The organism is Vreelandella sp. EE27, from assembly GCF_968206495.1.
In genome coordinates this window covers 2,845,323-2,870,739 of record NZ_OZ309109.1, presented here as the reverse complement: position 1 = coordinate 2,870,739, position 25,417 = coordinate 2,845,323, and the positions used below count along the sequence as shown (strand labels likewise).

Here is a 25,417-nt window from a genome sequence, read left to right as displayed (position 1 = left end):
ACCGTTACATGCTCTATCCTACTCAAGGACTTTCGTTAGATGTCTCAAGCGCCCCTTCAACACCGAGCTAGAAAACGCTTCGGTCAGAACTTTCTTCGTGACCCTGGCACCATTTCGCGCATCATTCGCGCTATTGGGCCGGCGAAGGGCGACCGGCTGATCGAGATCGGCCCGGGTCAGGGCGCGCTGACCGGGCCGCTTCTGGACGCCAACGGCGCCCTTGAAGTGGTCGAGCTCGACCGTGACCTGATCCCGGGGCTGCGCGTGCAGTTTTTCAACTACCCGGGCTTTGTCATTCACGAAGGCGACGCGCTGAAGTTCGACTTTCACGCGCTCAAGGGCGACGGCCCGGCGCTGCGCGTGGTGGGCAACCTGCCTTACAACATCTCGACGCCGTTGATCATCCACCTGCTGGGCATGGGGTCCGCGGTGGCGGATATGCATTTTATGCTGCAAAAGGAAGTCGTCGAGCGGCTGGCCGCCGAACCCGGCGGCACCGACTGGGGGCGGCTTTCGGTCATGGCGCAGTACTACTGCCAGGTCGAGCAGCTCTTCGTCGTGGCGCCGGAGGCGTTCGTGCCGCAGCCCAAGGTGGATTCCGCCATCGTGCGGCTGACCCCCCATGAGGAGCTGCCCCACACGGCGAAGGACCCGGCGCTTTTGTTCGAGCTGGTCAAGCTCGCCTTCGGCCAGCGGCGCAAGACGCTGCGCAACAACCTCAAGGGGCGGGTTAGCGCCGAGACCCTGGAAAGCCTTGAGATCGACCCGGGCCGGCGCCCCCAAACGCTGACCGTAGAAGAGTACGTCACGATCGCCAACCACGTGGCCGCGCTTTCGCCGGACGCCGAGCGGGGTGATTCGTGAGCCAGTTAGCGATCGAGGTGAGCGTGGTCCCGGCGTACTGCCCGGAGGAGTCCAGCGAAAGCGAGTCGCGTTACGTGTTCAGCTATACCGTGACGGTGCACAACCAGAGCCCGCACAGCGTGCAGCTGATGGCGCGCTACTGGAAGATCACCCAGGGCAGTGGCGACGCCCAGGAAGTACGCGGCAAGGGCGTGGTCGGCCAGCAGCCGCTCATTGGCCCCGGCCAGCGCTTTCGCTACACCAGCCGGGCGATTCTGCAAACCCCGGTCGGCGTCATGGAAGGCGCCTATACGCTGCTCAACACCTACACCCAGCGCGCTTTCGACGTCGCCATCGCGCCGTTTCGCCTGGCCGCGCCCAGCCAGCTCCACTAGCCAGGTATCTCCCCACGCAGCTTTTCGTCGAGGTGAACACCAAGGCGCAGGGCGAGCTGCACGATGGTGAGCGTGGGGTTGGCGTGGCCGGCGCTTGCGAACACGCTGGAGCCGGCCACGTACATGTTTTGCTGGGCGAAGAGTCGGCAGTCGCGATCAACCACGCCCTGGTCGGCGCTCTCACTCATGCGCGTACCGCCCATGTGATGGCGCCCGGCAATTTCCCCCTCTTCGGGTAGCGCTACCGGCTCTGTGGCTAGCCAGTCGGCGAACTGCACGCGGCCAATATTCTGCTTAAGCAGGTACTCGCCCAAAAGCATCAGGCTTTCGCGAATCGTATGCCGGTCGAGTGCCGACTGCTGCCACACCAGCCGACTCAACGGCACGCCCAGCGCATCGCGCTCATTGGAAAGCTCCACGGCGTTGTCGAATCGCGGCTCCTGCTCCCAGGCGGCGCGCAGGTACACCCCGTGCATGACCGGGCCACCGGCTCTTCCCGCAAGTTCGGCGCCAAGCCCGGGCGCCTGCTCGGCAAGCTCCGTGATGAGCGCCTCGGTGGCTTCCGGGGCCATGCGGTGCAGACGCAGCCCGCAGTTGAGGATGCCGCGTTCGGCCATGGCGGCGGCGGTGGGCGAGAGATAGACGTTGTAATCGGTGTCGAGCCCGAAGCGGGCGGGTTCGAACAACAGCGCCTGGCCGATGGTCGCGTGGGGGTGCTCCATCCAGTAGCGGCCAAGCGTTCTGTCATCCGGCACCAGCCGCCCGCCGCTTTGTTGATTGCACCAAAGCAGCAGGCGCGAGTTTTCGATGCCGCCGCAGGCCAGCACGAAGGTGCGCGCGCGTATGGTTTTGCGTACGCCGTCGAAGTCGCTAAACGTAGCCGCGTGCACGCGGTCACCGTCGGTCTCGAGCCCGACCAGGTTGGCGGTCAGGCAGTAGGTGAGAGTCTCGAGCCCGTTCAGGGTGGCGGCGAACTTGTCCTTCATGCGCACGGCATGACCCAGCGAGAAATAAACGCGCTCGAGCCCCGCGCCATCGATGGGCGCATCCGGTGGGATGGTTTCCAGGTCCAAAAGCGCCGCGGCGGCTTCGAAATAAGGGGCGAGCGCTTGCTTGCCGATCGGCCAGCCGGTTTGTGGCGCGGCGGTCCTGGCGGTGAAGTCGTGGGCGTCAAGCGTCCGGCACACGCCGCCCCAGTGGTTGGTCGAGCCGCCCATATAGCGAAGCCGGATGCTGGCCAGATCCAGGTAGGTGTCGCCTACACTGGTACCCCGGTAAAGTGCCTGGGAGCGCTCGCTTCGCGAGGCCTCGCCGCCTTCGCATAGAAGCACCTGGTGGCCCTGCTGGGCCAGGGTCATGGCAAGGGTAATGCCCGCCGCCCCGGCGCCGATCACGCAGACATCATAAGGCTGGCGCTCGCTTAGCGCTTCAAATGGCTGATACATTAATGGTTAGTGTCCAGGTCGGCGGGGGCGAGCAGCCAGCCGTTTTTGATCACCGGTGCCGCGGTTTGGGCGGCAAAGGCGCTGGTCCAGGGGGCGCCGGCCAATAGCGCGCTCCCGGCGCCCAGCGAGGCGGCTTTTAAAAGCGCCCGGCGTGCAGGGTCTTTCGCGGTTGACGGCTGACCGGTCTTCGTTAAAGAGATAGCTTGCATAGGGCTCGTTTTTCGTTGTGATGGTCGTCCCCCCAGATTAGCCGATCGAATGCCGGGAGCGGGGCATTTTCTTTAATGTTTTAATCTTTATTAGCCAACCATAAGGCTTTTTTTATGAGTACATACGCCATCGGGGATCTGCACGGCTGCCACGCGGAGTTCGTCGCCCTGCTCGATAAGCTCAGCTTCGACTCGAGCCGCGATACGCTGTGGCTGGTGGGGGATCTGATCAACCGTGGCCCCGGCTCGCTTGCCTGCCTGCAAGAGGCTAAAGCGCTGGGAAATGCCGCGCGCTGCGTACTGGGCAATCATGATTTTCACCTGCTGGTGGCCGCCCGGGGTGGCGGGCGGCTCAAGCGTGGCGACACCCTGGACGATATTCTGGGCGCCCCCCAACGCGAGGCGCTGCTCGACTGGCTGCAGGCCCAGCCGCTGGCGGTCGTAGAAGAAACCACGCTGATGGCCCACGCCGGGATACTTCCGAGCTGGAGCGCCGAGGCCGCGCTTGGCTACAGCGGCGAGGTGCAGGCTGCGCTTGCAAGCGAGTCTTCCGGGCGCTTTCTCGAAACGCTTTACGGCAATGAGCCGGCGCGCTTCACCGAGGCGCTGGACGGCATGGACCGGCTGCGCGCCCTGGTCAACGTGTTCTGTCGTATGCGCTTTATCAGCGCCGGTGGCACCCTCGATTTCGCTGCCAAGGAGGGCCTGGATAGCGCCCCGGCCGGCTTCTACCCCTGGTTCCAGTTCCCCCGGGAGGACGATATTCGGCTCATATTCGGCCATTGGGCTGCGCTCGAGGGGCAGACTCCCAGCGCGAAGATCGACGTCCACGCCCTGGATACCGGCTGCGTATGGGGCGGCGCGTTGACCGCGATGAACCTGGATACCGGCGAGCGCATCGCGGTGGCCAGTCAAAATGAGGGAGCTTGAGGTGGCCGAACACGATCGTCGCCTGGAGGGGCTGGAGGTTTACCGGGTGGGCGGCGCCGTGCGCGATGCGCTGCTGGGCTGGCCGGTTTATGACAATGACTGGGTGGTGGTGGGTGCCACGGTCGATGCGATGCGTAAGCGCGGCTTCAAGCCCGTGGGCCGTGATTTCCCCGTGTTTTTGCACCCGGAAACGGCCGAGGAGTACGCCCTGGCGCGTACCGAACGCAAGGCCGGCCACGGCTATAGCGGCTTCGAGGTGCACGCAAGCCCACAGGTGACGCTCGAAGAGGATTTGCTGCGCCGGGATTTGACTATTAACGCCATCGCCCAGCGCCCGGACGCCACGCTTTGCGACCCGTTCGACGGTCAGGGCGATCTCGAAAAACGCGTGCTGCGCCACGTTTCGCCAGCGTTTGGCGAAGACCCGCTGCGCGTGCTGCGCACCGCCCGTTTTCTGGCCCGCTACGCGGAGCTTGGTTTTGTCATCGCCGATGAAACGCGTGCGCTGATGCGCCAGATGAGCGACGCCGGCGAGCTCGAACACCTGGCCGCCGAGCGGGTGTGGGTGGAAACCGAAAAGGCGCTGGGCGAGCCGAGCCCGGCGGCGTATTTCACCACCCTGAACGATTGCGGGGCGCTTGAGAGTTGGTGGCCAGGGCTTGCGGCGGTGCTTGTCGAGGCGCTTGCGCTGATGCGCCTGGCTCCGCCCGGGCAGGGTCAGGCGCTGGCCCACTGGCGCATGGCGTTACTGGCAAGTGCCCTCAGTGATGCCAAACGGGAGGCGCTGGTCGAGCGGTTGCGCCTGCCCAACGCCGTGGCCGCGCTTTGCCGCCACGTGGCGCTCACCCGTGCGCTGTTGAAGGCCGCCCTGAGCGCCGAGGGCGTATTCAACTGGCTGGAGCGGCTGGACGCCTTTCGTAAACCCGCTCAGGTCGAAGCACAGCTCGAGCTGGTGGCGACGCTGGCGCCGGACTTACGGGAACCGTTGATCCAGGCGTTTGAGCACGCGCGCCAGGTCAACCCCCAGGCGCTGATAGCCGAGGGCTTTCGCGGTGGGGAGCTTGGCCAGGCACTGCGCGAGCGGCGCCAGTGGGCGGTTTCTGAGGCGCTGTCAGGTTAAAAAGCTCAGGGCGAGATCGCCACGCCGCGCCACTCGAAGGCCACCGGCCAGAGGCGCTGGTTTTGGAAATCGGCGCGCTCGAAAAGCGTTTTGTAAGGGGTCTGGCAGCGGGGGTGGCGCTGGTCGGGCAGAAGCTCCGCCAGCGGCTGGAGCACGAAGGCGTAGCGGGTGATGTCGTCCCGGGGAAGCGTGAGCTCACCCATTTGCGCGCAGATGTCGCCCACGCTCAAAAGATCGATATCCAGCGCCTTGGGCTGGTGGCGCTGGGTGGCGACGCGCGGGTTTAGCGCCGATTCCTGGGCCTTCGTCCAGGCGCTGAGCGCCGGGATACTCCAATCGCTTTTGAACGCCACCACCGCGTTATAAAAGTTGGCTTCGCCTTCGCAGCCGACCGGCTCGCTTTCGAAGACCCGCGAGATGCTGACCTCGCCAAAGGTTTGCTCGAGCGCCTCGAAACAGGCGGCCAAATGGCGTCGTGGCTCGGCGTTGCTGCCAAGGCTTAAACACACCAGGTTCACGGCGTGGATGCCTCGATGACCTCGGGGATCTCGCCGCGCACGATTTCAAGGCCGACGCTTTGTGCCTGGGGTACTGCACCGGGCTTGCGCACGGCCAGGCGTAGCCAGCTAATCGGAAACTCGTGGCGCAGGTATTCGCAAAGCCGTTCGGCGAAGGTTTCGATCAGCGCGAACTGATGCGCGTCGGCGAACTGCTGAATACGCTGGCAGATCGCGGCGTAGTCCAGGGTCAGGCGTAAATCGTCCGTCGCCGCGGCCGGGCGTATATCCGTTGCAAGCGTTAGATCCAGGCGCAGCGACTGGGTGATGGTGCGCTCCCAATCGTAAACGCCAATAACGGTTTCAATCACCAAGCCTTCAATTAAAATACGGTCCATGCGTCTTATCCCCATCACAGTCAGGAAATAGTGTACGTGAGCAAGCCGGTCAACGATACAAAACAGCGGGTTGTTGCCGGGTGGTAGCGCTTCTCTGCGTGGTGTTGGGTTACCTTTGCGGTAGCTGGCTCGCCGCGCTTTTCGTGTGCCGCCTGGCCCGGGTGGCGGACCCGCGGAAGTGCGGTTCCTGCAATCCCGGTGTTTCCAACGTGCTGCGCCTTTACGGGCCCCGCCTGGCGGGCGCGACGCTTGTCCTCGATGCCGCCAAAGCGATGCCCGTGCTTGCCCTGGCCAAAGGCCAGGGGCTGCCGGTGTGGGTTCAGGGCGGGGTGGGCCTGGCGGTGCTGCTGGGCCACAGCTACCCGCTGTGGCACGGCTTTCGCGGCGGCAAGGCAGTGGCCTGCGCCTTTGGGGCGCTGCTGGTGCTGGTGCCCTGGGTGGCGCTATCAAGTGCGGCATGCTGGGCACTGCTGGCCTGGCGGCTGCGCACCGCGGCGGCGGCCTCGCTTATAAGCGCGCTGCTCGCTTTGCTGCTGGCGCTTTGGTTTTCCCCGGCCTACGTCTATGTAGTGGGCACCTTTACGCTGGTGGTGTTCTTACGCCACGCGTTCAATATTCGCCGCTTGCGCCGGGGCGAGGAGCCCGACCTTGGCGGGCGCCGCTAACGCGCGGGCGGGGTGAGCTTCTCCAGTGGCCAGCGCGGCGTGGCTTGCATGATGCCGACCTGGTCATGCTCGCCGGCGTTCAGGCGCATTGCGCCCACATAAGCGATCATCGCCCCGTTGTCGGTGCAAAACCGCGCACGGGGGTAGAAGGTGTCGGCGCCGCGCTTTCGGGTCTCCACGGCCAGGCGCTCGCGCAGGCGCGCGTTGGCGCTGACCCCGCCGGCCATCACCAGCCGCTTGAGGCCGGTTTCGTCCAGCGCCCGACGGCACTTGATCACCATGGTATCGACGACCGCCTCCTCGAACGCCCGGGCAACGTCGGCGCGGGCTTGTTCGTCGAGCGCCCCCTCGGCATCGAGTTTTTTCAGCGTCGTCAGGGTGTGGGTCTTGAGCCCGGAAAAGCTGAAGTCGAGCCCGGGGCGGTCGGTCATCGGCCGCGGAAAGCGAAAACGCTTGGGGTCGCCGCGCTCGGCGAGTTGGGCGACTAGCGGGCCGCCGGGGTAGGCAAGGCCCAGCATCTTGGCGGCCTTGTCGAAGGCTTCACCCGCGGCGTCGTCCACGGACTCGCCCAGCAGCCGGTAGCGGCCAAGCCCGGCCACTTCGACCAGCTGGGTATGCCCACCAGAGACCAAAAGTGCGGCGAAGGGAAACGCCGGGGCGTGCTCCTCGAGCATCGGCGCGAGCAGATGGCCCTCCATGTGATGCACGCCCAGCACCGGAATATCCAGCGCCCGGGCCATGCCGTGGGCGGTGCTGGCACCCACCATCAGCGCGCCGACGAGCCCCGGCCCGGCGGTGTAGGCGATACCGTCCAGGTCCTGTTTGCCAAGACCTGCCTGGTGCAAGACCTGGTCGATCAGCGGTAACAGCTTGCGGGTATGATCTCTAGAGGCGAGCTCGGGCACGACGCCGCCGTACTCGGCGTGCATGGCCACCTGGCTGTAGAGCGCATCGGCCAAAAGCCCTTCGCCCTCGGGCTTTTGTGTATCAAATATCGCTACGCCGGTTTCGTCGCAGGAGGTCTCAATGCCAAGCACACGCATAGGGGGTCTCTGTAAATCACTTGATGGCAGCGATTTTATCACGCTTACCCGGCGAGCCGTTATGCGCTTTCGTCGTTCACCGGCGGTTGACGCCAGGAAAAGCTCGACTAGCTTTAGTGAAGATCCGTTTATCCACTTCGAGGAGATCGTAATGCGGGACCCGTTCAGTATTACCCGGCGTAGGCTTTTGGGCACAGTGTCCGCCGTCGCGGGGGCGAGCTTGATCCCCGCCGCCTACGCAAGCGACTCCTCAAACGAGAGCGGTGAAGACGCATCCGAAGCCTCACCCCAGCGCTGGTGTATCAAAGGCGCCACCGTGCTGACCATGGAGCCGGGCCGCGCGCCGCTGGAAAAAGCCGACGTCTGGGTCGTCGATGGCAAGATCGAAGCGGTGGGTGAAAATCTCGATACCGGCGATAGCGAAATCATCAACGGCGAAGGCTTCATCGTCATGCCGGGGCTCGTCGATACTCACAACCACCTGTGGCAAACCCAAATGCGCGGTATGTTCGGTCAGCGCGAGGACAACCTGTTCTTCCCGCTGACCAACCACCTGGCCGAGCATTTTCGCGCCTCGGATATCTGGGTCGGCGAATATCTGGGGGCGATGGAGAACGTTAGCGCCGGGATCACGACCAGTAATGACTTTTTCGACAATAACCGTAGCCCCGAGCATAGCCAGGCGGCACTTGAGGCGCTGTCCGCCTCGCCGCTTCGCGTGCGGCTGCTTTTCGGCAACGAAAGCAAAACCAACGGCAGCCAGATCGATCTGGAGCGCCTGAACGAGCTTCACGACAACTGGGAGCGTTACGGCGAGCAGGGGCGCCTTTCCCTGGGCCTGGCCTGGCGGCTGCCGGATAATCTGGGCAACCAGGACGCGCTGACCATGAAGCGCCGGGAGTTCGACACCGCGCGGGAACTTGACCTGCCGATTGCCGTGCACGTAAGCGGCGAAGGCCACCACGAGATGTTCCAGCACCTGATCGATGGCGAGTTTTTGGTACCCAGGCTTCAGGTGGTGCACGCCACCGACGCGCGCGAAGAGCACCTGGCAGCCCTGGCCGAGGCCGGGGCGAGCCTTTCGCTGACGCCGGTCACCGAGCATCGGGTCGGCTACGGGCTCACCCGTCTTTCCCACTTCAAAGACGTCGAGCGTTTGGGGCTGGGTATCGACGGCAACGCCCTGGCCGGTTGCGGCGATATGTTCGCGGTGATGAAGCACGCCGCACTTACCGAGATTGGCGCCAGCGGCGAGCAGGAAGGCGTCGACTGCGAGCGGCTGGTTTCGCTTGCCACCCGCCAGGGCGCCGAGTCCATCGGTATGGGCGAGGAGATCGGTACGCTCACCCCGGGCAAGCAGGCGGATCTGATCATGCTCGATACTAAAAGCGTAAGCCTTGGCATGCTGCCCACCGAGCCTTTTGCCTTTATCGTATTCGCCGCCACCCCGGCCAACGTGTCGCTGGTCGCCGTGGGCGGGCGCATCGCCAAACGCGGCGGCGAGCTTCTGGACCTGGACGAAGAGCAGCTCGCCTCGCGCATTGGCGCCTCGCTTTCACACCTGCGCGAGCAGCTTTGAACCCTGGCCGCCCACGGCGTTTGGCGAAGGCGGCCCAAAAGCGGCCGGTTGCAAAATTGCCTTGTGGCGACTAGACTACTCGGCGCTGTAAAAAGGGTCGTACACTGTATCTACAGATGTTGTATAAAGCGGTGTACGCACTATCCGAACTAAGTCTCCTTAAGGTGGTGAGTGCTTAATGCCTTCTGTAAAAGTACGTGATAACGAGCCGTTTGACGTCGCCCTGCGTCGCTTCAAGCGTTCTTGCGAAAAAGCCGGTGTTCTTTCCGAAGTACGCCGTCGTGAGCATTACGAGAAGCCGACTGCTGAGCGCAAGCGCAAAGCGGCCGCGGCCGTAAAACGTCACGCCAAGAAGATTCAGCGTGAGCAAAAGCGTTTCGAACGGCTCTATTGATCCGTACCCAGAAATATCCGCGTTGGTTTTAGTGGATATTTCAAGAGGGATGCCAAGCGGCCGCCGTAAGGTGGCCGTTTGTTTTTAAGGGCGTCCCAAAAAATCGATGTTTACAAGAGAGAGTGGCGTAACCCAAGCACGCCGTTTGGGTTACATTATTTTGTCTTGCCCCGCGCAGGAAACGTTCACCCATGGCCGGACAGATCCCCCAGCGATTCATTGACGATCTATTGGACCGCGTCGACGTCGTCGAGGTGGTGGGTGAGCGCGTGCAGCTTAAAAAGGCCGGGCGTAATTACTCAGGCCTTTGCCCCTTCCATCAGGAAAAGACCCCTTCATTTACGGTGAGCGCCGACAAGCAGTTCTACCACTGCTTTGGCTGCGGCGCCAACGGCAACGCGCTGCGCTTTTTAATGGAGTACGACAAGCTCCCTTTCCCCGAAGCCGTCGAACAGCTGGCCGCACGCCAGGGGCTCGAGGTTCCGCGCGAAGGCGGTGACGACCCCCGGGAGCGCAAGCGCGAGCAAAAGCGCAAAGAGGGCGTGAACCTTCTGGAGCTTGCCGGTAGCTTTTACCGCGAGCGGCTCAAAATGCAGGAAGGCCAGGCCGCCAGGGCGTATCTCAAAAAGCGGGATTTGTCCGACGAGGTGATCAGTACCTACGGTATCGGTTTCGCCCCGGACGGCTGGGAGGCGCTCAAGCAGCACCTCGGCGCCAAGGGCGTGAGCGAAGAGGTCCAGGTCGAATACGGGCTTTTGATTCACCGCGAAGATACCGGGCGCACCTATGACCGTTTCCGCGACCGGGTGATGTTCCCCATCCGCGACCTGCGCGGGCGCACGCTGGGCTTTGGCGGGCGCATCATGGGGGACGGCCAGCCGAAGTATCTGAACTCGCCGGAAACGCCGGTGTTTCATAAAGGCCGCGAGCTTTACGGGCTTTATGAGGCCCGCCGGGCGGTCAATAAGCTCGAACAGCTGATCATGGTCGAAGGCTACATGGACGTGGTGGCGCTGGCGCAGTACGGCATTCACAACGCCGTGGCAACCCTTGGCACCGCGACCACCGAAGATCACCTGCATCGCCTTTTTCGCTTGGTCAACCGCGTGGTGTTCTGCTTCGACGGCGACCGCGCCGGGCGTCAGGCCGCCAGCCGGGCGCTGGAAACGGCGCTGCCGCAGATGATCGACGGGCGCGAAGCGCGCTTTTTGTTTCTGCCCGAAGGCGAAGACCCGGATTCACTGGTACGCCGCGAAGGCGAAAAAGCTTTTCAGGACCGGGTCACCTGCGCGATGCCGCTGTCCGAGTTTCTGTTCGAGCAGGCCGGCCAGGGGCGCGATTTGAATACGGTCGAGGGGCGCGAACGCTTCGCAAGCCAGGTGCTGCAGGCGATTGGTAAGGTGCCGGAGGGCATGCTCCAGTCGCTGCTGTTCGAGGCGCTTGCCAAGCGAAGCGGACTTGCCAAAGAGCAGCTTCAGGCCATGCTCGAAAAACGCGCCCCGGCGCCTGCCGCCGAGGTCGATGTCGACGAGCCGGCGCAGTCCGCGCCTTCCCCCGCCGCCCCCCGGAAAGCGGCCAGGCCCCGATCGGCGCTTGGCAAGGTGCTCTCGAGCGTCGAGCGTATCAATCAATTGCTGCTTTTCGAGCCGCGGTTGGTCGAAGCACTACCGGGCGAGCTCGACTGGCTGCCGGAAGACGACAGCCATACGCCGCTTTGTCGCGAGCTGGTCACGCTTTTGCGCGCCGGGCGCTATAAAAGCCCCCAGGTGGTGCTGGCGCATTTTCAAGGCAGCGAAGAGGGCCAGGTGCTGGCCGAGCTTGCCCGGCGGGAGCTTTTGATTCCGGCGGCTACGCGCGAAACCGAGCTTTTAGGGCTGGTCGAACACCTAAGCGCCCATCAGCGCAAGCGCTCGCCGGAAGAGGAGTACCACGCGCTGCTGGCGCTCGAGCGTTCGGGGCAGAAACTTGATAAAACCCAGCGGCAACGTTTGGCCACCCTGGTGGTCGAACTGACACGCAAGCAGTAGCGTCACAACAGGAAATGAAATCGAGAAGCGCTCGAAGCGAAGAGCAGGGTAGGGCGTTTGAAAAGAGCGCAGTGTGCGGGTTGAATTTCCGCCGCCAGGCGCCATATAGGGAGTATTACGGGCCATAAAATGGTCTAACCGAACAAACTAACACACCTGATTCACCGCGCAAATACGTTTCGCTGGGAAAAAACCAGCAAATTACGCTATAATGTTCGGCTTGTTGAGTTTAATCGATTCAGCGCCCCAGGTGTTTCATTCTTCTTCGTCGAGATAGGGTTTCTATGGCTGGAAATGCGCAGCAGCAGTCGCGTCTGAAGGAGTTGATCGCGCGCGGCAAGGAACAGGGTTACCTGACCTATGCCGAGGTCAACGACCATCTACCCGAGGATATCGCCGACCCGGATCAAGTGGAAGACATCATTGGCATGATCAACGACATGGGTATCAATGTCGTTGAAGAAGCGCCGGATGAAGACACTTTGATGATGTCGGATCACTCCACGGACGAGTCCGCTGCGGAAGAGGCCGTTGCGGCCCTTGCCGCCGTGGAAAGCGACGTAGGTCGCACGACCGACCCGGTGCGCATGTACATGCGCGAGATGGGTACGGTCGAGCTTCTGACCCGCGAAGGCGAAATCGAAATCGCCAAACGGATCGAAGAGGGCACGCGGGAAGTGATGTCGTCACTTGCCTATTTGCCGGGCGCGGTGACCTCCATCCTCGACGCCTACGACGCGACCCAGGACGAGGAAGCGCCAGGGCGACTGTCGGATCTCTTTTCCGGCTTCATCGACCCGGACGAAGGTATTCCAGGCGTTGCCGAAGCCGAAGTGGTCGAGCCCGAAGTCGACCCTGAACCTGGCGATGACGCCGAGATCGACGGCGACGGTGAGGACGAGGACGACGATAGCACCGCCAGCGAAGGCGGCCCGGACCCGGAAGAAGCGCGTGCGCGCTTCGAGCAGATCCGTGAGCAAAACGCCGCTGTGGACACCGCGTTCAAAAAGCATGGCCGCGGCAGTGCCGAGCTCAAGGCCGAGCAGGCGCGTCTGGCCGAGCTGTTCTCGCCGATCAAGCTCGTGCCCAAGCACTTCGAACGTCTGGTGGGCCAGGTGCGTATCAGCGTCGAGCAGGTGCGGGCCCAGGAAAAGGCCATCATGCAGCTTTGCGTGAAAAAGGCCAAGGTACCGCGCAAGCTGTTCATCAAGTCCTTCCCCGGTTTTGAATCGAACAAGGGCTGGCTGGATAAATTCCAGGAAGAGCAGCCGAAGTACGCCGATCGTTTGGAGCCGCTGCGCGCCGATATCGCCCGCTGCCAGCGCAAGATCGCCTTTGAAGAGGACATGGTCCAGCTGATCGTCTCCGATCTCAAAGAGGTCAACCGCAAGCTCTCGATCGGTGAGGCCAAGGCGCGCCGGGCCAAGAAAGAGATGGTCGAGGCCAACCTGCGTCTGGTGATCTCGATCGCCAAGAAGTACACCAACCGTGGCCTTCAGTTCCTGGATCTCATTCAGGAAGGCAACATCGGTTTGATGAAAGCGGTCGACAAGTTCGAATACCGCCGCGGTTACAAGTTCTCGACCTACGCCACCTGGTGGATTCGTCAGGCGATTACCCGTTCGATCGCCGACCAGGCGCGCACCATCCGTATTCCGGTGCACATGATCGAAACGATCAACAAGCTCAACCGCGTATCGCGTCAGATGCTTCAGGAAATGGGCCGCGAGCCCACGCCGGAAGAGCTTGGCGAGCGCCTCGAGATGCCGGAAGACAAGGTACGCAAGGTCCTGAAGATCGCCAAGGAGCCGATCTCCATGGAGACGCCCATCGGTGACGACGACGACTCGCACCTGGGCGACTTCATCGAAGACGGCACCATGTTACTGCCGATCGACCTGGCCACCGGCGAAGGCTTGATCGAAGCGACGCGCAACGTGCTCGGTGGCTTGACCGCCCGGGAAGCCAAGGTGCTGCGCATGCGTTTCGGTATCGATATGAACACCGACCACACCCTCGAGGAAGTGGGCAAGCAGTTCGACGTGACCCGCGAGCGTATCCGCCAGATCGAAGCCAAAGCGCTTCGCAAGCTGCGCCACCCCAGCCGCTCGGAGCCGCTACGCTCGTTTCTCGATGAGTAGTGAAGCGTGAGTGGTAAGTAGTGATTGGTAAGTAGTGATTGGTAAGTAGTGAGTGGTGAGTAGTAAGTGGTAAATAGTGAGTAGTAAGTAGTAAGTAGTAAGTCGTGGAAAGCAAAAGCCCGCCGTTCTTTGAACGGCGGGCTTTTTCGTGCAGTGGGCTTTTTATAGCGTGTAGTAGGTGGCCGCCCCCGGGCCGACCGGTAGTCCAAATACGAACACCCAGATGAAGAACAAAATGCTCCAGCCCACCAGCATGAACAGGGTATAGGGCAGCATCAGCGCGACCAGGGTGCCGATTCCCATGTCCTTACGATAACGCGAGGCGACGGCCAAAATCAGGCCGAAGTAGCTCATCATTGGCGTGATAAGGTTGGTGGTGGAATCGCCGATCCGGTAGGCGGCCTGGATGACTTCCGGGGCGTAGCCCATCAGCATCAGCATGGGCACGAAGATCGGCGCGGTCACCGCCCACTGGGCCGAAGCGCTACCCAGCGACAGGTTGACGAAAGCGCACATCAAGATGAACAGTGCGAAAAGCCCCGGACCGCTCAGGCCTAGTGAGTCCAGAAGGCTTGCGCCGGCGACCGCCGTCACCGTACCGAAGTTGCTCCAGTTGAAGAGGGCGACGAACTGCGCGGCGAAAAACACCAGCACGATATAGAGCCCGAGGCTGCTCATGCTCTTGGCCATGGCGTTCACTACGTCGCGGTCGGTGTGCATGGTGCCCGCCATACGCCCGTAGACAAAGCCGAGCAGGGTAAACGATACCGCTACGATCACCACGATACCGCTCAAAAAGGGCGAGCCACCAATCGCGCCGGTTTCCTGATTACGCAGCACACCGCTTTCCGGTACCACCAGTGCGAGGAGCACGGCGACGATGGCGAGTAGGGCCAGGCCGGTCCCCTTGAGCGCGCGCTTTTCGCCCGCTTCCAGCCCTGCCATTTGCTGGTCGTCGATATCGCTTTCGGCATAGGCCTGGTCGAACTTGCCAAGTTTGGGCTCGACGATGTACTCGGTCACCAGCCCCCCGATGATGGTCACGAAAAAGGTGCTTACGAACATGAAGAACCAGTTGGCCTCGGCACCCACGATATAGGCCGGGTCGAGAAGCCGCGCCGCTTCCTGGGTAATGCCGGAGAGCAGCGGGTCGACGGTGCCGATCAGAAGGTTCGCGCTATAACCGCCGGACACCCCGCAGAACGCCGCGGCGAGCCCCGCCAGGGGGTGACGACCCAGGGAGTGAAAGATCATCGCGGCCAGCGGAATCAGCACCACGTAGCCGAGTTCGGCGGCCATGTTGGATAGTATGCCGGCAAACACGACGGCGTAGGTGACCAAACGCGGCGAGCGGTTGAGCACCAGCGCGCGCATGGAGGCGGATAAAAGCCCCGAGTGCTCCGCCACGCCCACGCCGAGCATGGCGACCAGCACGGTGCCAAGCGGCGCGAACCCGGTGAAGTTGGTGACCACTTCGGTAATCAGGCGGCGAAGCCCGTCGGCGTTCAAGAGCGAATTGACCGTAATCCATTCGCCTTCGTTGGCGGGGCGCGGGTCGGCCACCGAGACGTCTAGAGCGCCGGCAATGCCGCTGGCCACGACCACGAGAACACACAAAATGGCGAATAGCGTCACCGGGTGGGGCAGCAGGTTGCCCAGCCACTCGACGCTATCCAGAAAGCGCGTGAACGCGCTGCGCTTGGATGCCTTTTCGGCGCTGTTGGGGTTTTCCATGAGAGGAATGTATCCGGTTGATTATTGGGAAGGTTTAAAAAGTGTTAAACGAAAACACTACGGTCATGCCAAAACCTTCGCAAATGGCTTTACGCATAGCGGTATATAAAAAATGAAACGCCGCCTCGAGGGCGGCATTAAAAAGCGGGCGGCAGGGCGTATCAGGGCAGGGGTTTGGCCGCCTGGCGGGCAAGGTAGATCCGCCGCGCCATCAGCAGAAGCTCGAGGGTGGCAAACAGGATCAGGCTATAGCCGAGAAGCTCGACGACCTCTTCCGCAGCGTCCTTGAAGGTGCGCTCGTAGCCTTCGCCAAGCACTGCTTCCCAGAAAATGCTCCGCCCGTACAGGCGCGAAAAGACGTAAGTCGTCAACACTCCGCCGGCGAAAAGGCCGAAAGCGAAGGTGTTGCTGTAGTAGCGGAACTCGTCCAAAAACTGTTGGCGCTTGATCACCACCCAGGCAATCGAAGGAATCACGATCAGCGCGACCAGGATTTTCCAGGTATTGCGGGCGATGTACTCGTCCAGAAAATAGTCCTGCTCGCGGACCAGCGACGAGGCAATAAAGGCAAACAGCAGTAGCGTGACCGTGGGCCATACTTTTAACACCTGGCGCACATAAATCAGCATGAGGCAGCAGGTCGCCAGCACCGCGGTTTGGGTCAGCTCGGTAAAGCCGTTTTCGCTAAAGCGAAGCACGGGCATATAGAGCGCTTCCAGGTAGGCGCCCTGGGCGATTGCACCGATGAACAAAACATAAAGCGTTGCACGCATGAGAGTCGTTTTAAAATTGATGGGCCAGTTGGGTGGGGGGAGTGACATTGAGCTTCCTTACAAGACATAGCGTCGGCTATAAACATTCATTGATGAATGTTCATTATATCGTCACTTCTTCGTGCTCGCACGCTGATAATGCCGTCAAGGCGCTCCATGGGCGCTTTTGTCACCCGGTTGTCACTTTTTAACCTGGCGCCGCGCGTGGGGGTAGCTTTTTTTCGATATGCGCCGCGAGATAGTCGACCAACTGACGAATTTTGGGCGAAAGATGGCGGTGGCGGGGGTAGACCGCCCAGACGGCAGTATCGTGGTGTTGAAACGGCTCCAGTACCGCGATTAGCTCGCCACTTTCAAGGTAAGGCGCCACGTAGTAGTCGGGAAGCTGGGCAAGGCCGAGCCCTTTCAAGGCGGCGTCCAGTAGCGCAGGCCCGGAGTTGCCGCTCCAGCGACCCTCCAGGCGAACCTCGCGGCGCTGGCCGTTGACCTCGAAAAGCCAGTAGGGCCGCGAGCCCAAAAGGCAGGGGTGCTGGCTGAGTTCCGAAAGCGTATGGGGGCGGGGCGCCTGGCGAAAGTAGCTGGATGCGCCGACGATATATTCGCGGCGCTCACAAAGACGCTTGGCGATCAGCGAGGAATCCTTCAATACGCCCATGCGGATCGCGATATCGAAACCTTCGTCGATCAGCTCGACTTCGCGATTGGTGAAGTGCATGTGCACTTCGAGCTCCGGGTGCTGGCACTGAAACTCGTTGACCAGCGGTGCCACGAAGCGCTCGCCGAAGGTGGTCGCGCAGGTCAGCTTTAAAAGGCCTTTGGGTTTAGCCTGAAGCTCGCTAATGGCCTGCTCGGCATCGCGCAGGCCATCGAACAGATGGCGGCAGTGCTCGACATAAAGCGAGCCGGCATCGGTAAGGCGGATTTGGCGCGTGGTGCGATAGAGAAGCTGCACGCCGAGCTGGTTTTCCAGTTGGCTGACCAGCCGGCTGGTGTGCGAAGTGGATACTTTCAGATGGCGCGCGGCGGCAGAAAACGTCCCTAGCCGTACGACTTCGACAAACGCTTCGATACGATCCCAGTGCTGCATGAAACTCCTCGAAGCCCATTGTTGCTGTCCAGCAATAATATTGTGAGTATATCCCTATTTATCCCTGGCGCCTAGCTGACTACACTTACCCGCATCGAGTAAGGTCTTTGCTCTTTGTCCCAGGAGATATGGTATGAAATCACGCGCTGCTGTAGCGCTTGAAGCGGGTAAGCCGCTCGAGCTAGTCGAGATCGATGTAGAAGGCCCCAAGGCCGGTGAAGTGCTGGTCAAGATGGAAGCCACCAGCGTTTGTCATACCGATGCCTATACGCTGTCGGGTAAGGATCCGGAGGGTAACTTCCCTGCGGTACTGGGCCACGAAGGCGCGGGTATCGTCCAGGAAGTAGGCGAGGGCGTAACCAGCCTGAAACCCGGCGATCACGTCATTCCGCTTTATACCGCCGAGTGCGGCAAGTGTAAGTTCTGCCTTTCCGGCAAGACCAACCTTTGCAGCAGCGTACGCGCGACTCAAGGGAAGGGTGTCATGCCCGACGGTACCTCGCGGTTCTCGCTGGATGGCCAGAAGCTGCATCACTATATGGGCACGTCTACCTTCAGTGAGTACACCGTCGTACCGGAAGTATCGCTGGCCGTGGTCTCCAAAGAAGCGCCCATGGACAAGATTTGCCTGTTGGGGTGCGGCGTGACCACCGGTATCGGCGCGGTGCTCAATACCGCTAAGGTTCAGCCCGGCGACACCGTGGCGATCTTCGGTTTGGGCGCGATCGGCCTGGCGGCGATTCAGGGCGCGGTAATGGCCAAGGCGGGCCGTATCATCGCCATCGACGTCAACGAAGACAAGTTCGAACTGGCCAAGCAGTTCGGCGCCACCGACTTCGTCAACCCGAAGAAGTACTCGGACCCGATCCAGCAGGTCATCGTGGATATGACCGACGGCGGCGTAGACTACTCCTTCGAGTGTATCGGCAACGTCAACGTCATGCGCTCGGCGCTCGAGTGCTGCCACAAGGGCTGGGGTGAGTCGATCATCATCGGCGTGGCCGGCGCTGGCGAAGAGATCTCCACGCGGCCTTTCCAACTGGTGACCGGCCGAGTCTGGAAAGGCTCCGCGTTCGGTGGCGTCAAAGGCCGCAGTGAGCTTCCGGGCTACGTGGAAAGCTACATGAACGGCGAGATCAATATCGACGATTTCATCACCCACGACATGCCGTTCGAGAAGATCAACGAAGCGTTCGACCTGCTTCACAAGGGCGAAAGCATTCGCACCGTTTTGCACTTCTAACGTGTCGTCAGACGGCCGTATGCATTTAACGCTATCGTCACAAGCGTGACCAAACGCGGTGGGCTATCCCGCCGCGTTTTCATCTTTAGGAGCTTACTCATGAGCATGAGCGAAACTCTGGAGCTCGTCTCCGCCAACCGCAGCTTCGGCGGCTGGCACAAGCGCTACCGCCACTACTCGCGGGCGCTGGACTGCAACATGGTCTTTGCCGTTTACCTGCCGCCCCAGGCTGAAAACGAGCGCGTGCCGCTGGTCTGGTGGCTTTCCGGCCTTACCTGCAACGACGAAAACTTCATGCAAAAAGCCGGCGCTCACCGCGTGGCCGCCGAGCTTGGCATCGCCATCGTATGCCCGGATACCAGCCCGCGGGACACCGACCTGCCCGGCGAGCACGAAAGTTTCGATCTGGGCTCCGGGGCGGGCTTCTACGTCAACGCCACCCAGGCCCCCTGGAAGAGCCACTACCGCATGTACGACTACGTGGTCGAAGAGCTGCCCTCCGTGGTGCGCCAGCACTTCCCGGTGAACGGGCGGGAGTCGATCAGCGGGCACTCCATGGGCGGACACGGTGCGCTCATTCTGGCGCTGCGCCATCCTGGCCGGTTTAGTTCGGTATCCGCTTTCTCCCCGGTCGTGAATCCGATGAACTGCCCCTGGGGCCAGAAGGCCTTTAGCGCCTACCTGGGCGAGGATGAGTCCCGCTGGCGCCAATACGATGCCTGCGAGCTGGTCGCCAACGGCGCCTCGCGTCAGCGTTTGTTCATCGACCAGGGCGACGCGGACCAGTTTTTGGAAGAGCAGCTCAAGCCGGAGCGTTTAGAGGCCGTGTGTGAAGAGCACGACCATCCGCTAACGCTGCGCCGCCAGCCAGGGTACGATCACAGCTACTTCTTTATCGCCTCGTTCATCGAGGAGCATCTGCGTTATCATGCGCAGCACCTCATGAAACCCTAAGGATGTCGTAATGCTCAATCGTGCGCTTCGCCGCTATTTGCGTCTTCTATGGCGCGTTGTATGGCGTGGCGCACTCGCCTTCGTGCTGCTATCCGTAGCGCTGGTGCTGCTCTTTAGTGTGGTGCCGCCGCCAGGGTCGATGATCATGGCCGAGCGCAAGGTGCAGAGCATTATCAACCGCGAGCCGATCACCATTACCCGCCAGTGGCGAAGCTTCGAGGATCTATCGAGCAACGCCAAGCTCGCCGTGATCGCGGCGGAAGATCAGCGTTTCCCCCAGCACCGCGGCTTCGATTTGGTCGAACTACGCCGTGCCTGGCAGGCCCGCCAGGAAGGATCCCGCCTGCGCGGCGCCAGCACCTTGAGCCAGCAAACCGCCAAGAATGTCTTTCTATGGAGCGGGCGCAGCTGGCTGCGTAAAGGGCTCGAGGCCTGGTTTACGCTATTGATCGAAACCTTCTGGAGTAAAACGCGCATCCTCGAGGTGTACCTGAACGTGGCCGAGTGGGACACCGGCGTATTTGGCCTGGAGGCCGCGGCGGATCACTACTTCGGCGCCTCGGGCGGTGCCATGACCGAACGTCAGGCCAGCTTGCTGGCCGCGATCCTGCCCGACCCCCGTAACCGCAGCGCTTCGCTTCCGGACGGCCAGGTCGAGCGGCGCAGCCAGTGGATCCGCCAGCAAATGCGCAACCTGGGCGGCGTGGGCTACCTCGAGCGGCTCTAAACCTTCTCTAAAGGCTTCATCGGCGGCGCCCGTCGCCGGAACGCTTTGCGCTGTCACCTCTTAAAACGCTAAAGCACCACGACCTGCAAGCCGCTTCGTTACATTTATTAACACTTTGTTGCGTATAATTTCACTAAAAGTTGAACCTGTGGAAGCATGTCGCGTCTGAATCACCACATACATAATGCGCAAAGAGGTTTCTTATCATGCAACGTTTGACTGCTTTGTTTTCAGCTGCACTGCTTGCAACCGGCCTGATGGCAGGTACTGCCAACGCCCAGCAAGCGCAAGACCCGGCGCAAGACCCGATGGCCACCCAGCAAGCGCCGGCTCAGGACTTCTCTGATCAGCAGCTACAGCAGTTCGCCGATGCTTCTCAAGAAATCGCCGTGATCTCTCAAGAGTACACACAGCGTCTGCAGGAAGCAGAAGACGAGTCCGCACAGCAGGAAGTACGCGCCGAAGCCAATGACCGTATGCTCGAAGTCGTCGAGGACAGCGGTTTGGATGTCGATACCTTCAACGCGATCGGCCAATCCATTCAGCAGGATCCGGAAATGATGCAGCGCGTTCAGGAAATGGCTAACCAGTCGTAACTGAGTAAGTGCCTGGCATGGCGGGCGTATAGCAATCAACACTGCTCTAACGCTCGCTTGCCGCTGCATTACCCGAAAGCCCGGTGCCTTGCACCGGGCTTTTTTGTGCGCGCTGCTTTACCGAGTGCTTGAATACCGCCAAACTTGATCCACTGAAGTGAGCGTTGCACTCAAGGAGTCGCTATGGATGTGGAATTGTGGGAAATACGCCAGCACATGGGACAGTTCCCGCCCTTCGATGGACTGTCGGATGAGCTGCTGGACGCGATTGCCGAATGCGTAGAAGTTCGCTATTACAAAACCGGTAGCGAAGTGCTAACGCTCAACGAAGTGCTCGATGAGCTTTGCTATATCCGAAGCGGGGCGGTCGAAGTGTACCGCCGCCGGGGCGAGCTCTATAACCGGCTGGGCGAAGGCGATATTTTTGGTCATTTCAGCCTGTTGAGAAATCATCGCGTGCGCTTTCCCGCCACGGCGATCGAAGATACGCTCATGTACTTCATTCCCAAGCATATCTTCCAGCGCCTGTGTGAAGAGGACGAGGACTTCGCCGACTTCGTCGAACTCGAGCGCCCCAGGCTCGAAAGCGCCGCCCAGCAGCAACAAAAATCCAACGACATGATGGTCACGCGGATTCGCAAACTGGTGTCGCGCTATCCGGTCATGGTGGAGTCCACCATCAGCGTGCAGCAGGCGGCGGTTCAGGTCAGCCAGGCCCAGGCCTCGGCCGTGCTGGTCATCGATGAAGGCAGCGAGAACCCGCGCTACAGTTTCAAGGATAGCGAAGGCAAGACCTGGCAGATGTGCGGTATTTTGACCGACAGTGACTTTCGTAACCGGGTCGTCGCCAAGGGTCTTTCACCGCAGACGCCGATAGGCGAGGTGGTGTCGGATAAGCTGATTACGGTCCAGTCCGACGCCTCCATTTATGAAGCCATGCTCATCATGCTGCGAAGCAATGTGCACCATTTGCCGGTGCTCTACCGCCAGCGCCCGGTGGGCGTGGTGCATCTCTCCGACATCATCCGCTACGAAACCCATAGCGGGCTTTACCTGGTCAGTAACATTTTCAATCAGTCGAGCGTTCAGGGCCTGGCCCGCTTGGCGTCGGATGTTCGCGCCTCGTTCGTGCGCATGCTGCAGGAGGGCGCCAACTCGGTGATGGTGGGAAGCGCGCTCTCGACGATCGGGCGCAGCTTCTCCCGGCGGCTTTTGGAATTGGCCGAAGAAGAGCTGGGGCCGCCGCCGGTGCCGTACTGCTTCATGGTCAACGGCTCCATGGCGCGTAACGAGCAGGGCATCGTGACCGACCAGGATAACGCGCTGGTACTTTCGGACCGGTTCGACCCCGCCCAGCACGACGACTACTTCAAGGCGCTTGCCACCTTCGTCAGCGACGGCCTCGACGCCTGCGGCTATACCTACTGCAAGGGCGATATCATGGCCACCAACGAGCAGTGGCGCCAACCCTTGCACGTTTGGAAAAAGTATTTCGAGGAGTGGATCGCCAACCCTACGCCGGAGAAACTGCTACATAGCTCGATCTTTTTCGATCTGGACAGCATTTACGGCGAGGACCACTACGTGGAAACCCTGCAGGACCTGATTGCCCAAAGAGCGCCGGAGGCCCCGCGCTTTTTGGCCGCAATGGCCCGCAATGCCCTCAATCGCACGCCGCCGCTCGGGTTTTTCCGTACGTTCGTGATGGAAAAAGATGGCAAGCACAACAACTCGATCAATCTAAAGCGCCGCGGCACCGCGCCCATGGTGGATCTGATACGCGTTCACGCCCTGGCGTGTGGCTCCAAGGCCCAAAATAGCTTCCAGCGCTTGAACGATATCGATAATACGCAGCTGCTTGCCTCCGGGGTGAGCGACAAGCTCAGCTATGCGTTCGAATTTTTGTGCATATCGCGGCTTCGCCACCAAATGATCGACCTTCAGGAAGAGCGCGAACCGGATAACAACATCGAGCCGGAAAACGTCGACGATAGCGAGCGTCACACGCTCAAGGACGCGTTTCAGATGTTGAGCAACGCGCAGAAATTCCTGAAGTTCCGCTACCCCATGCCGACCCAGCGCTAGAGGCTAAATTATGAAAGGAATACGGCCACGCCAGCGCATCAAACAAGCCGACTGGGCCGGTTATATGGCCAAGCGCGCTAACCACGCTAAAGATCCGGCCCTCAAGGCCTTTTTCGATACCGCGTTGCCCGGCCCGGATACGCCCATCTCAGACGTACCCATGGTCGCGCTGGATATGGAAACGACCGGACTGGATGAGCGCCGTCACGCCATCGTCAGCATCGGCTTGATCCACTTCACGCTCGACCGTATCCCGCTCTCGACGCGGCGTTACTGGCTGGTCAAACCCTCGAGGCCGCTTAACGGGGAGTCGGTGGCCTATCACCACATCACACATTCGGAAATCAGCCACGCCCCGGATCTGGACGAGATTTTGGGCGATCTTTTGGACGAGCTGGCCGGTCGGCTGGTGGTGGTGCACTTTCGCAATATCGAGCGGCCGTTTCTGGATGCGGCGGTAAAGTCGCGCCGCAAAGAGGGCGTACTGTTTCCCATGATCGATACCATGTCGCTGGAAGCGCGCCTTCACCGCCAAACGCTATGGTCGCGATTTCGCCGCTGGCTGGGCCGGCCGCCGGTCTCGATTCGTCTCGATGCCAGCCGTCAGCGTTACGGTTTGCCCACCTATCAGGGCCACCATGCGCTGGTCGACGCCATGGCCACCGCTGAGCTCTTTCAGGCCCAGGTAGCGCACCGTTATTCGCCGGATACCCCGCTCAAGAACTTCTGGTGCTAGCCGCCGCCATTTGTTGAGCGCAAAAAAACGGGCAGCCCTGGGGCTGCCCGTTTTCATTTTGCCGTGCTAAAAACGTTTGTCTAAACCGCTTTGGGTTCGCTCATCAAGCCCTTGATGATGGCATAGCACGCCACCAGAAGAATAAGGGCGAACGGGAAGCCGGTAGACACCGCCATGGTTTGGAGAGCCGTCAATCCGCCGCCCAGCAGTAGCGCGATGGCAATGGCGCCTTCGATGATGGCCCAAAACACGCGCTGGGAGGTGGGGGCATCCACTTTGCCGCCCGCCGTGATGGAGTCCACCACCAGGGAGCCCGAGTCGGACGAGGTCACAAAGAAGATGATGACCAACAAAATCGCGACGAAGGACGTGATTTGTGCCAGTGGGAGTTGCTCCAGCATGACGAACAGCTGAAGATCGACGCCCGCATCGCGCACGGCGCCAATACCCTGACTCACAACCTGGTCGATGGCTGTGCCACCAAAGGTGGTCATCCAAAGTACGGATACCAGCGACGGTATGATCAACACGGAAATCAGGAATTCCCGGACCGTACGGCCCCGGGATACACGGGCGATGAACATGCCGACATACGGGGACCAGGAGATCCACCATGCCCAATAGAAGGTGGTCCAGCCCTGGCTGAAGCTTGCATCCTCGCGGCCAAAGGGCGTTGAAAGCGCGGTAAAGTTAGTGGCGTAGCTCCACAGGTTTTCAAAAAAGCCCGACATGATGAACAGGGTAGGGCCAACGGCAATCACGAAGAACAGCAGCAGCGCCGCCATGATGATGTTGATCTTGGAAAGCAGCTGCATGCCTTTATCGACACCGGCCGCGAGGGACGCGATGGCCAGCATCGTGATGCCGATAATCAACAGGATCATCGTAATGTCGCCTTCCGGCGCGCCGAACAGATAGGTCAGTCCCGCGGCTGCCTGGCTAGCGCCCAGACCGAGCGACGTCGCCAAACCAAAAAGCGAAGCAAACACGGCCAGAATATCGATTAAATGGCCGGGCCACCCCCAAACGCGCTCGCCCAAAATAGGGTAGAACACCGAGCGCATCGAAAGCGGCAATCCCTTGTTGTACGAAAACAGGGCCAGCGAAAGTGCCACGATGGCGTAAATCGCCCAGGGGTGAAGACCCCAGTGATAGATAGTGGCGGCCATGGCCAGTGACGTAGCACCGGCAGCGTCACCCGCGGCGCCCCCCAGCGGTGCCCCACTCGCACCCTCAAACGAGGTTCCGAAGTGGGTGATGGGCTCATTGACAGCGAAGAACATCAAGCCAATGCCCATGCCCGCGGCAAATAGCATCGAAAACCAACCCATATAGGTGTAGTCGGGTTTCGCGTTGGTGCCACCCAGACGTATTTTACCCAGCGGGGAGAAAATCAAGCCAATACATAAAATAACGAAGATATTGGCAGCAGTGATAAAGAACCAGGACAGTTTGCCCGTTAAAAAGTCAAAAATGGCATCGTATATCGGCGAAATCGTATCTTGCAGCGACAAGGTCAATACCACGAATAGCAATATGACGATCGCTGAAATACTGAATACCTTGCCGTGCAGGTCAAGGTTGAGACCCATTTTATTGGTCGTAAAGTTGTCCTGGCCGACGACATAGTCGGTATCGATCAGGTTCGCTGCTCCTTCGGGCGCAGGAATCCCCTCCGACCCCGGTTCCTCCGGGGCATCATTTGGTTCTTGTTTATCCACGGGTACCTCTCCGTTTTGGTTAGAAATACGCCCTCGAGCGCTGTGTCGTGCTTGCGGCGCCATATATTAACAAGG

Annotated in this window: 24 protein-coding genes; 15 read left to right on the top strand and 9 right to left on the bottom strand. The window is 60.9% G+C overall.

What is annotated here, in order from left to right; translation table 11 throughout:
• Window positions 1-39 precede the first annotated feature (39 nt).
• Together rsmA and apaG are read left to right on the top strand one after the other, a co-directional pair.
• Entirely contained in the window at window positions 40-864 is an 825-nt protein-coding gene (gene rsmA / locus ACWHVV_RS13455; RefSeq protein WP_447926693.1) for a 16S rRNA (adenine(1518)-N(6)/adenine(1519)-N(6))-dimethyltransferase RsmA, read from the top strand.
• Window positions 861-1,238, top strand: coding sequence for a Co2+/Mg2+ efflux protein ApaG (apaG, locus tag ACWHVV_RS13450; protein ID WP_447529559.1), 378 nt, complete (start codon window positions 861-863; stop codon window positions 1,236-1,238). The genes rsmA and apaG overlap by 4 nt, the downstream gene beginning before the upstream one ends.
• Here apaG and ACWHVV_RS13445 read toward each other — a convergent pair.
• Both ACWHVV_RS13445 and ACWHVV_RS13440 read right to left on the bottom strand, forming a co-directional pair.
• Window positions 1,235-2,683 carry an FAD-dependent oxidoreductase gene (locus ACWHVV_RS13445; RefSeq protein WP_447926692.1) on the bottom strand — a complete coding sequence of 483 codons (1,449 nt, stop codon included), beginning with the start codon at window positions 2,681-2,683 and terminating at the stop codon, window positions 1,235-1,237. The two genes, apaG and ACWHVV_RS13445, sit on opposite strands and share 4 nt — an antisense overlap.
• Complete coding sequence (locus ACWHVV_RS13440) at window positions 2,683-2,892, bottom strand: hypothetical protein (RefSeq protein WP_447926691.1); 210 nt, start codon at window positions 2,890-2,892, stop codon at window positions 2,683-2,685. Before ACWHVV_RS13440 ends, ACWHVV_RS13445 begins: the two co-directional genes overlap by 1 nt.
• A 114-nt stretch (window positions 2,893-3,006) precedes the next feature.
• Here ACWHVV_RS13440 and ACWHVV_RS13435 point away from each other — a divergent pair, with 114 nt between their 5' ends.
• Together ACWHVV_RS13435 and ACWHVV_RS13430 are read left to right on the top strand one after the other, a co-directional pair.
• Window positions 3,007-3,822: a symmetrical bis(5'-nucleosyl)-tetraphosphatase gene (locus ACWHVV_RS13435; RefSeq protein WP_447926690.1), complete on the top strand. Its 816-nt coding sequence runs from the start codon at window positions 3,007-3,009 to the stop codon at window positions 3,820-3,822.
• A 1-nt stretch (window position 3,823) separates the two neighbouring features.
• Window positions 3,824-4,942, top strand: a complete 1,119-nt coding sequence (locus ACWHVV_RS13430) for a polynucleotide adenylyltransferase (RefSeq protein ID WP_447926689.1) — start codon at window positions 3,824-3,826, stop codon at window positions 4,940-4,942.
• Between the two features lie 5 nt (window positions 4,943-4,947).
• Here ACWHVV_RS13430 and folK read toward each other — a convergent pair whose 3' ends face one another.
• The gene (gene folK / locus ACWHVV_RS13425; protein ID WP_447926688.1) at window positions 4,948-5,460 is read right to left on the bottom strand and encodes a 2-amino-4-hydroxy-6-hydroxymethyldihydropteridine diphosphokinase; all 513 of its coding nucleotides are present in this window, start codon (window positions 5,458-5,460) and stop codon (window positions 4,948-4,950) included.
• Window positions 5,457-5,837 carry a dihydroneopterin aldolase gene (gene folB, locus ACWHVV_RS13420; RefSeq protein WP_447529553.1) on the bottom strand — a complete coding sequence of 127 codons (381 nt, stop codon included), beginning with the start codon at window positions 5,835-5,837 and terminating at the stop codon, window positions 5,457-5,459. Before folB ends, folK begins: the two co-directional genes overlap by 4 nt.
• A gap of 80 nt (window positions 5,838-5,917) precedes the next feature.
• Between folB and plsY the strand changes: the two genes are divergently transcribed.
• Window positions 5,918-6,502, top strand: a complete 585-nt coding sequence (plsY, locus tag ACWHVV_RS13415; protein WP_447926687.1) for a glycerol-3-phosphate 1-O-acyltransferase PlsY — start codon at window positions 5,918-5,920, stop codon at window positions 6,500-6,502.
• Here plsY and tsaD read toward each other — a convergent pair.
• Complete coding sequence (gene tsaD / locus ACWHVV_RS13410) at window positions 6,499-7,545, bottom strand: tRNA (adenosine(37)-N6)-threonylcarbamoyltransferase complex transferase subunit TsaD (protein ID WP_447926686.1); 1,047 nt, start codon at window positions 7,543-7,545, stop codon at window positions 6,499-6,501. The two genes, plsY and tsaD, sit on opposite strands and share 4 nt — an antisense overlap.
• Before the next feature lie 151 nt (window positions 7,546-7,696).
• Here tsaD and ACWHVV_RS13405 point away from each other — a divergent pair, with 151 nt between their 5' ends.
• From ACWHVV_RS13405 to rpoD, 4 genes are all read left to right on the top strand, one after another.
• Window positions 7,697-9,124 carry an amidohydrolase family protein gene (locus ACWHVV_RS13405; RefSeq protein ID WP_447926685.1) on the top strand — a complete coding sequence of 476 codons (1,428 nt, stop codon included), beginning with the start codon at window positions 7,697-7,699 and terminating at the stop codon, window positions 9,122-9,124.
• 178 nt (window positions 9,125-9,302) lie between these two features.
• Window positions 9,303-9,518 carry a 30S ribosomal protein S21 gene (rpsU, locus tag ACWHVV_RS13400; protein ID WP_007113641.1) on the top strand — a complete coding sequence of 72 codons (216 nt, stop codon included), beginning with the start codon at window positions 9,303-9,305 and terminating at the stop codon, window positions 9,516-9,518.
• Between the two features lie 191 nt (window positions 9,519-9,709).
• Window positions 9,710-11,545 (top strand): DNA primase, encoded by a 1,836-nt coding sequence (gene dnaG, locus ACWHVV_RS13395; RefSeq protein WP_447926684.1) that lies wholly within the window; start codon window positions 9,710-9,712, stop codon window positions 11,543-11,545.
• Window positions 11,546-11,829: 284 nt separating this feature from the next.
• Entirely contained in the window at window positions 11,830-13,686 is a 1,857-nt protein-coding gene (gene rpoD / locus ACWHVV_RS13390) for an RNA polymerase sigma factor RpoD (RefSeq protein ID WP_447529548.1), read from the top strand.
• A gap of 162 nt (window positions 13,687-13,848) precedes the next feature.
• Here rpoD and ACWHVV_RS13385 read toward each other — a convergent pair whose 3' ends face one another.
• From ACWHVV_RS13385 to ACWHVV_RS13375, 3 genes are all read right to left on the bottom strand, one after another.
• Window positions 13,849-15,420 (bottom strand): AbgT family transporter, encoded by a 1,572-nt coding sequence (locus tag ACWHVV_RS13385; RefSeq protein ID WP_447926683.1) that lies wholly within the window; start codon window positions 15,418-15,420, stop codon window positions 13,849-13,851.
• 161 nt (window positions 15,421-15,581) lie between these two features.
• Window positions 15,582-16,241 (bottom strand): hypothetical protein, encoded by a 660-nt coding sequence (locus tag ACWHVV_RS13380; protein ID WP_447926682.1) that lies wholly within the window; start codon window positions 16,239-16,241, stop codon window positions 15,582-15,584.
• Window positions 16,242-16,380: 139 nt separating this feature from the next.
• Entirely contained in the window at window positions 16,381-17,280 is a 900-nt protein-coding gene (locus ACWHVV_RS13375; protein ID WP_447926681.1) for a LysR family transcriptional regulator, read from the bottom strand.
• A gap of 133 nt (window positions 17,281-17,413) precedes the next feature.
• Here ACWHVV_RS13375 and ACWHVV_RS13370 point away from each other — a divergent pair, with 133 nt between their 5' ends.
• The 6 genes from ACWHVV_RS13370 (at window position 17,414) to ACWHVV_RS13345 (ending at window position 23,621) form a co-directional block, all read left to right on the top strand.
• Complete coding sequence (locus tag ACWHVV_RS13370; RefSeq protein WP_447926680.1) at window positions 17,414-18,523, top strand: S-(hydroxymethyl)glutathione dehydrogenase/class III alcohol dehydrogenase; 1,110 nt, start codon at window positions 17,414-17,416, stop codon at window positions 18,521-18,523.
• A 99-nt stretch (window positions 18,524-18,622) separates the two neighbouring features.
• Window positions 18,623-19,477, top strand: a complete 855-nt coding sequence (gene fghA / locus ACWHVV_RS13365; RefSeq protein ID WP_447926679.1) for an S-formylglutathione hydrolase — start codon at window positions 18,623-18,625, stop codon at window positions 19,475-19,477.
• A gap of 10 nt (window positions 19,478-19,487) precedes the next feature.
• The gene (mtgA, locus tag ACWHVV_RS13360) at window positions 19,488-20,204 is read left to right on the top strand and encodes a monofunctional biosynthetic peptidoglycan transglycosylase (protein WP_447926678.1); all 717 of its coding nucleotides are present in this window, start codon (window positions 19,488-19,490) and stop codon (window positions 20,202-20,204) included.
• Window positions 20,205-20,410: 206 nt separating this feature from the next.
• Complete coding sequence (locus ACWHVV_RS13355) at window positions 20,411-20,800, top strand: DUF4168 domain-containing protein (protein WP_447926677.1); 390 nt, start codon at window positions 20,411-20,413, stop codon at window positions 20,798-20,800.
• Between the two features lie 183 nt (window positions 20,801-20,983).
• Window positions 20,984-22,885 carry a DUF294 nucleotidyltransferase-like domain-containing protein gene (locus ACWHVV_RS13350; protein WP_447926676.1) on the top strand — a complete coding sequence of 634 codons (1,902 nt, stop codon included), beginning with the start codon at window positions 20,984-20,986 and terminating at the stop codon, window positions 22,883-22,885.
• A 10-nt stretch (window positions 22,886-22,895) separates the two neighbouring features.
• On the top strand, window positions 22,896-23,621 hold the full coding sequence (locus ACWHVV_RS13345; protein WP_447926675.1) for a 3'-5' exonuclease: 726 nt from the start codon (window positions 22,896-22,898) through the stop codon (window positions 23,619-23,621).
• A gap of 80 nt (window positions 23,622-23,701) precedes the next feature.
• On the opposite strand, the gene ACWHVV_RS13340 is transcribed toward ACWHVV_RS13345, so the two are convergent.
• On the bottom strand, window positions 23,702-25,405 hold the full coding sequence (locus ACWHVV_RS13340) for a BCCT family transporter (RefSeq protein WP_447926674.1): 1,704 nt from the start codon (window positions 25,403-25,405) through the stop codon (window positions 23,702-23,704).
• Window positions 25,406-25,417: the final 12 nt, after the last annotated feature.

Bases quoted from the DNA above. Each gene is read 5' to 3' on its own strand.
- rsmA (WP_447926693.1), top strand. From the start codon at position 40: ATGTCTCAAGCGCCCCTTCAACACCGAGCTAGAAAACGCTTCGGTCAG.
- ACWHVV_RS13445 (WP_447926692.1), bottom strand. From the start codon at position 2,683: ATGTATCAGCCATTTGAAGCGCTAAGCGAGCGCCAGCCTTATGATGTC.
- ACWHVV_RS13440 (WP_447926691.1), bottom strand. From the start codon at position 2,892: ATGCAAGCTATCTCTTTAACGAAGACCGGTCAGCCGTCAACCGCGAAA.
- ACWHVV_RS13435 (WP_447926690.1), top strand. From the start codon at position 3,007: ATGAGTACATACGCCATCGGGGATCTGCACGGCTGCCACGCGGAGTTC.
- folB (WP_447529553.1), bottom strand. From the start codon at position 5,837: ATGGACCGTATTTTAATTGAAGGCTTGGTGATTGAAACCGTTATTGGC.
- tsaD (WP_447926686.1), bottom strand. From the start codon at position 7,545: ATGCGTGTGCTTGGCATTGAGACCTCCTGCGACGAAACCGGCGTAGCG.
- ACWHVV_RS13405 (WP_447926685.1), top strand. From the start codon at position 7,697: ATGCGGGACCCGTTCAGTATTACCCGGCGTAGGCTTTTGGGCACAGTG.
- rpsU (WP_007113641.1), top strand. From the start codon at position 9,303: ATGCCTTCTGTAAAAGTACGTGATAACGAGCCGTTTGACGTCGCCCTG.
- dnaG (WP_447926684.1), top strand. From the start codon at position 9,710: ATGGCCGGACAGATCCCCCAGCGATTCATTGACGATCTATTGGACCGC.
- rpoD (WP_447529548.1), top strand. From the start codon at position 11,830: ATGGCTGGAAATGCGCAGCAGCAGTCGCGTCTGAAGGAGTTGATCGCG.
- ACWHVV_RS13385 (WP_447926683.1), bottom strand. From the start codon at position 15,420: ATGGAAAACCCCAACAGCGCCGAAAAGGCATCCAAGCGCAGCGCGTTC.
- ACWHVV_RS13380 (WP_447926682.1), bottom strand. From the start codon at position 16,241: ATGTCACTCCCCCCACCCAACTGGCCCATCAATTTTAAAACGACTCTC.
- ACWHVV_RS13375 (WP_447926681.1), bottom strand. From the start codon at position 17,280: ATGCAGCACTGGGATCGTATCGAAGCGTTTGTCGAAGTCGTACGGCTA.
- ACWHVV_RS13370 (WP_447926680.1), top strand. From the start codon at position 17,414: ATGAAATCACGCGCTGCTGTAGCGCTTGAAGCGGGTAAGCCGCTCGAG.
- fghA (WP_447926679.1), top strand. From the start codon at position 18,623: ATGAGCATGAGCGAAACTCTGGAGCTCGTCTCCGCCAACCGCAGCTTC.
- mtgA (WP_447926678.1), top strand. From the start codon at position 19,488: ATGCTCAATCGTGCGCTTCGCCGCTATTTGCGTCTTCTATGGCGCGTT.
- ACWHVV_RS13355 (WP_447926677.1), top strand. From the start codon at position 20,411: ATGCAACGTTTGACTGCTTTGTTTTCAGCTGCACTGCTTGCAACCGGC.
- ACWHVV_RS13350 (WP_447926676.1), top strand. From the start codon at position 20,984: ATGGATGTGGAATTGTGGGAAATACGCCAGCACATGGGACAGTTCCCG.
- ACWHVV_RS13345 (WP_447926675.1), top strand. From the start codon at position 22,896: ATGAAAGGAATACGGCCACGCCAGCGCATCAAACAAGCCGACTGGGCC.
- ACWHVV_RS13340 (WP_447926674.1), bottom strand. From the start codon at position 25,405: ATGGCGCCGCAAGCACGACACAGCGCTCGAGGGCGTATTTCTAACCAA.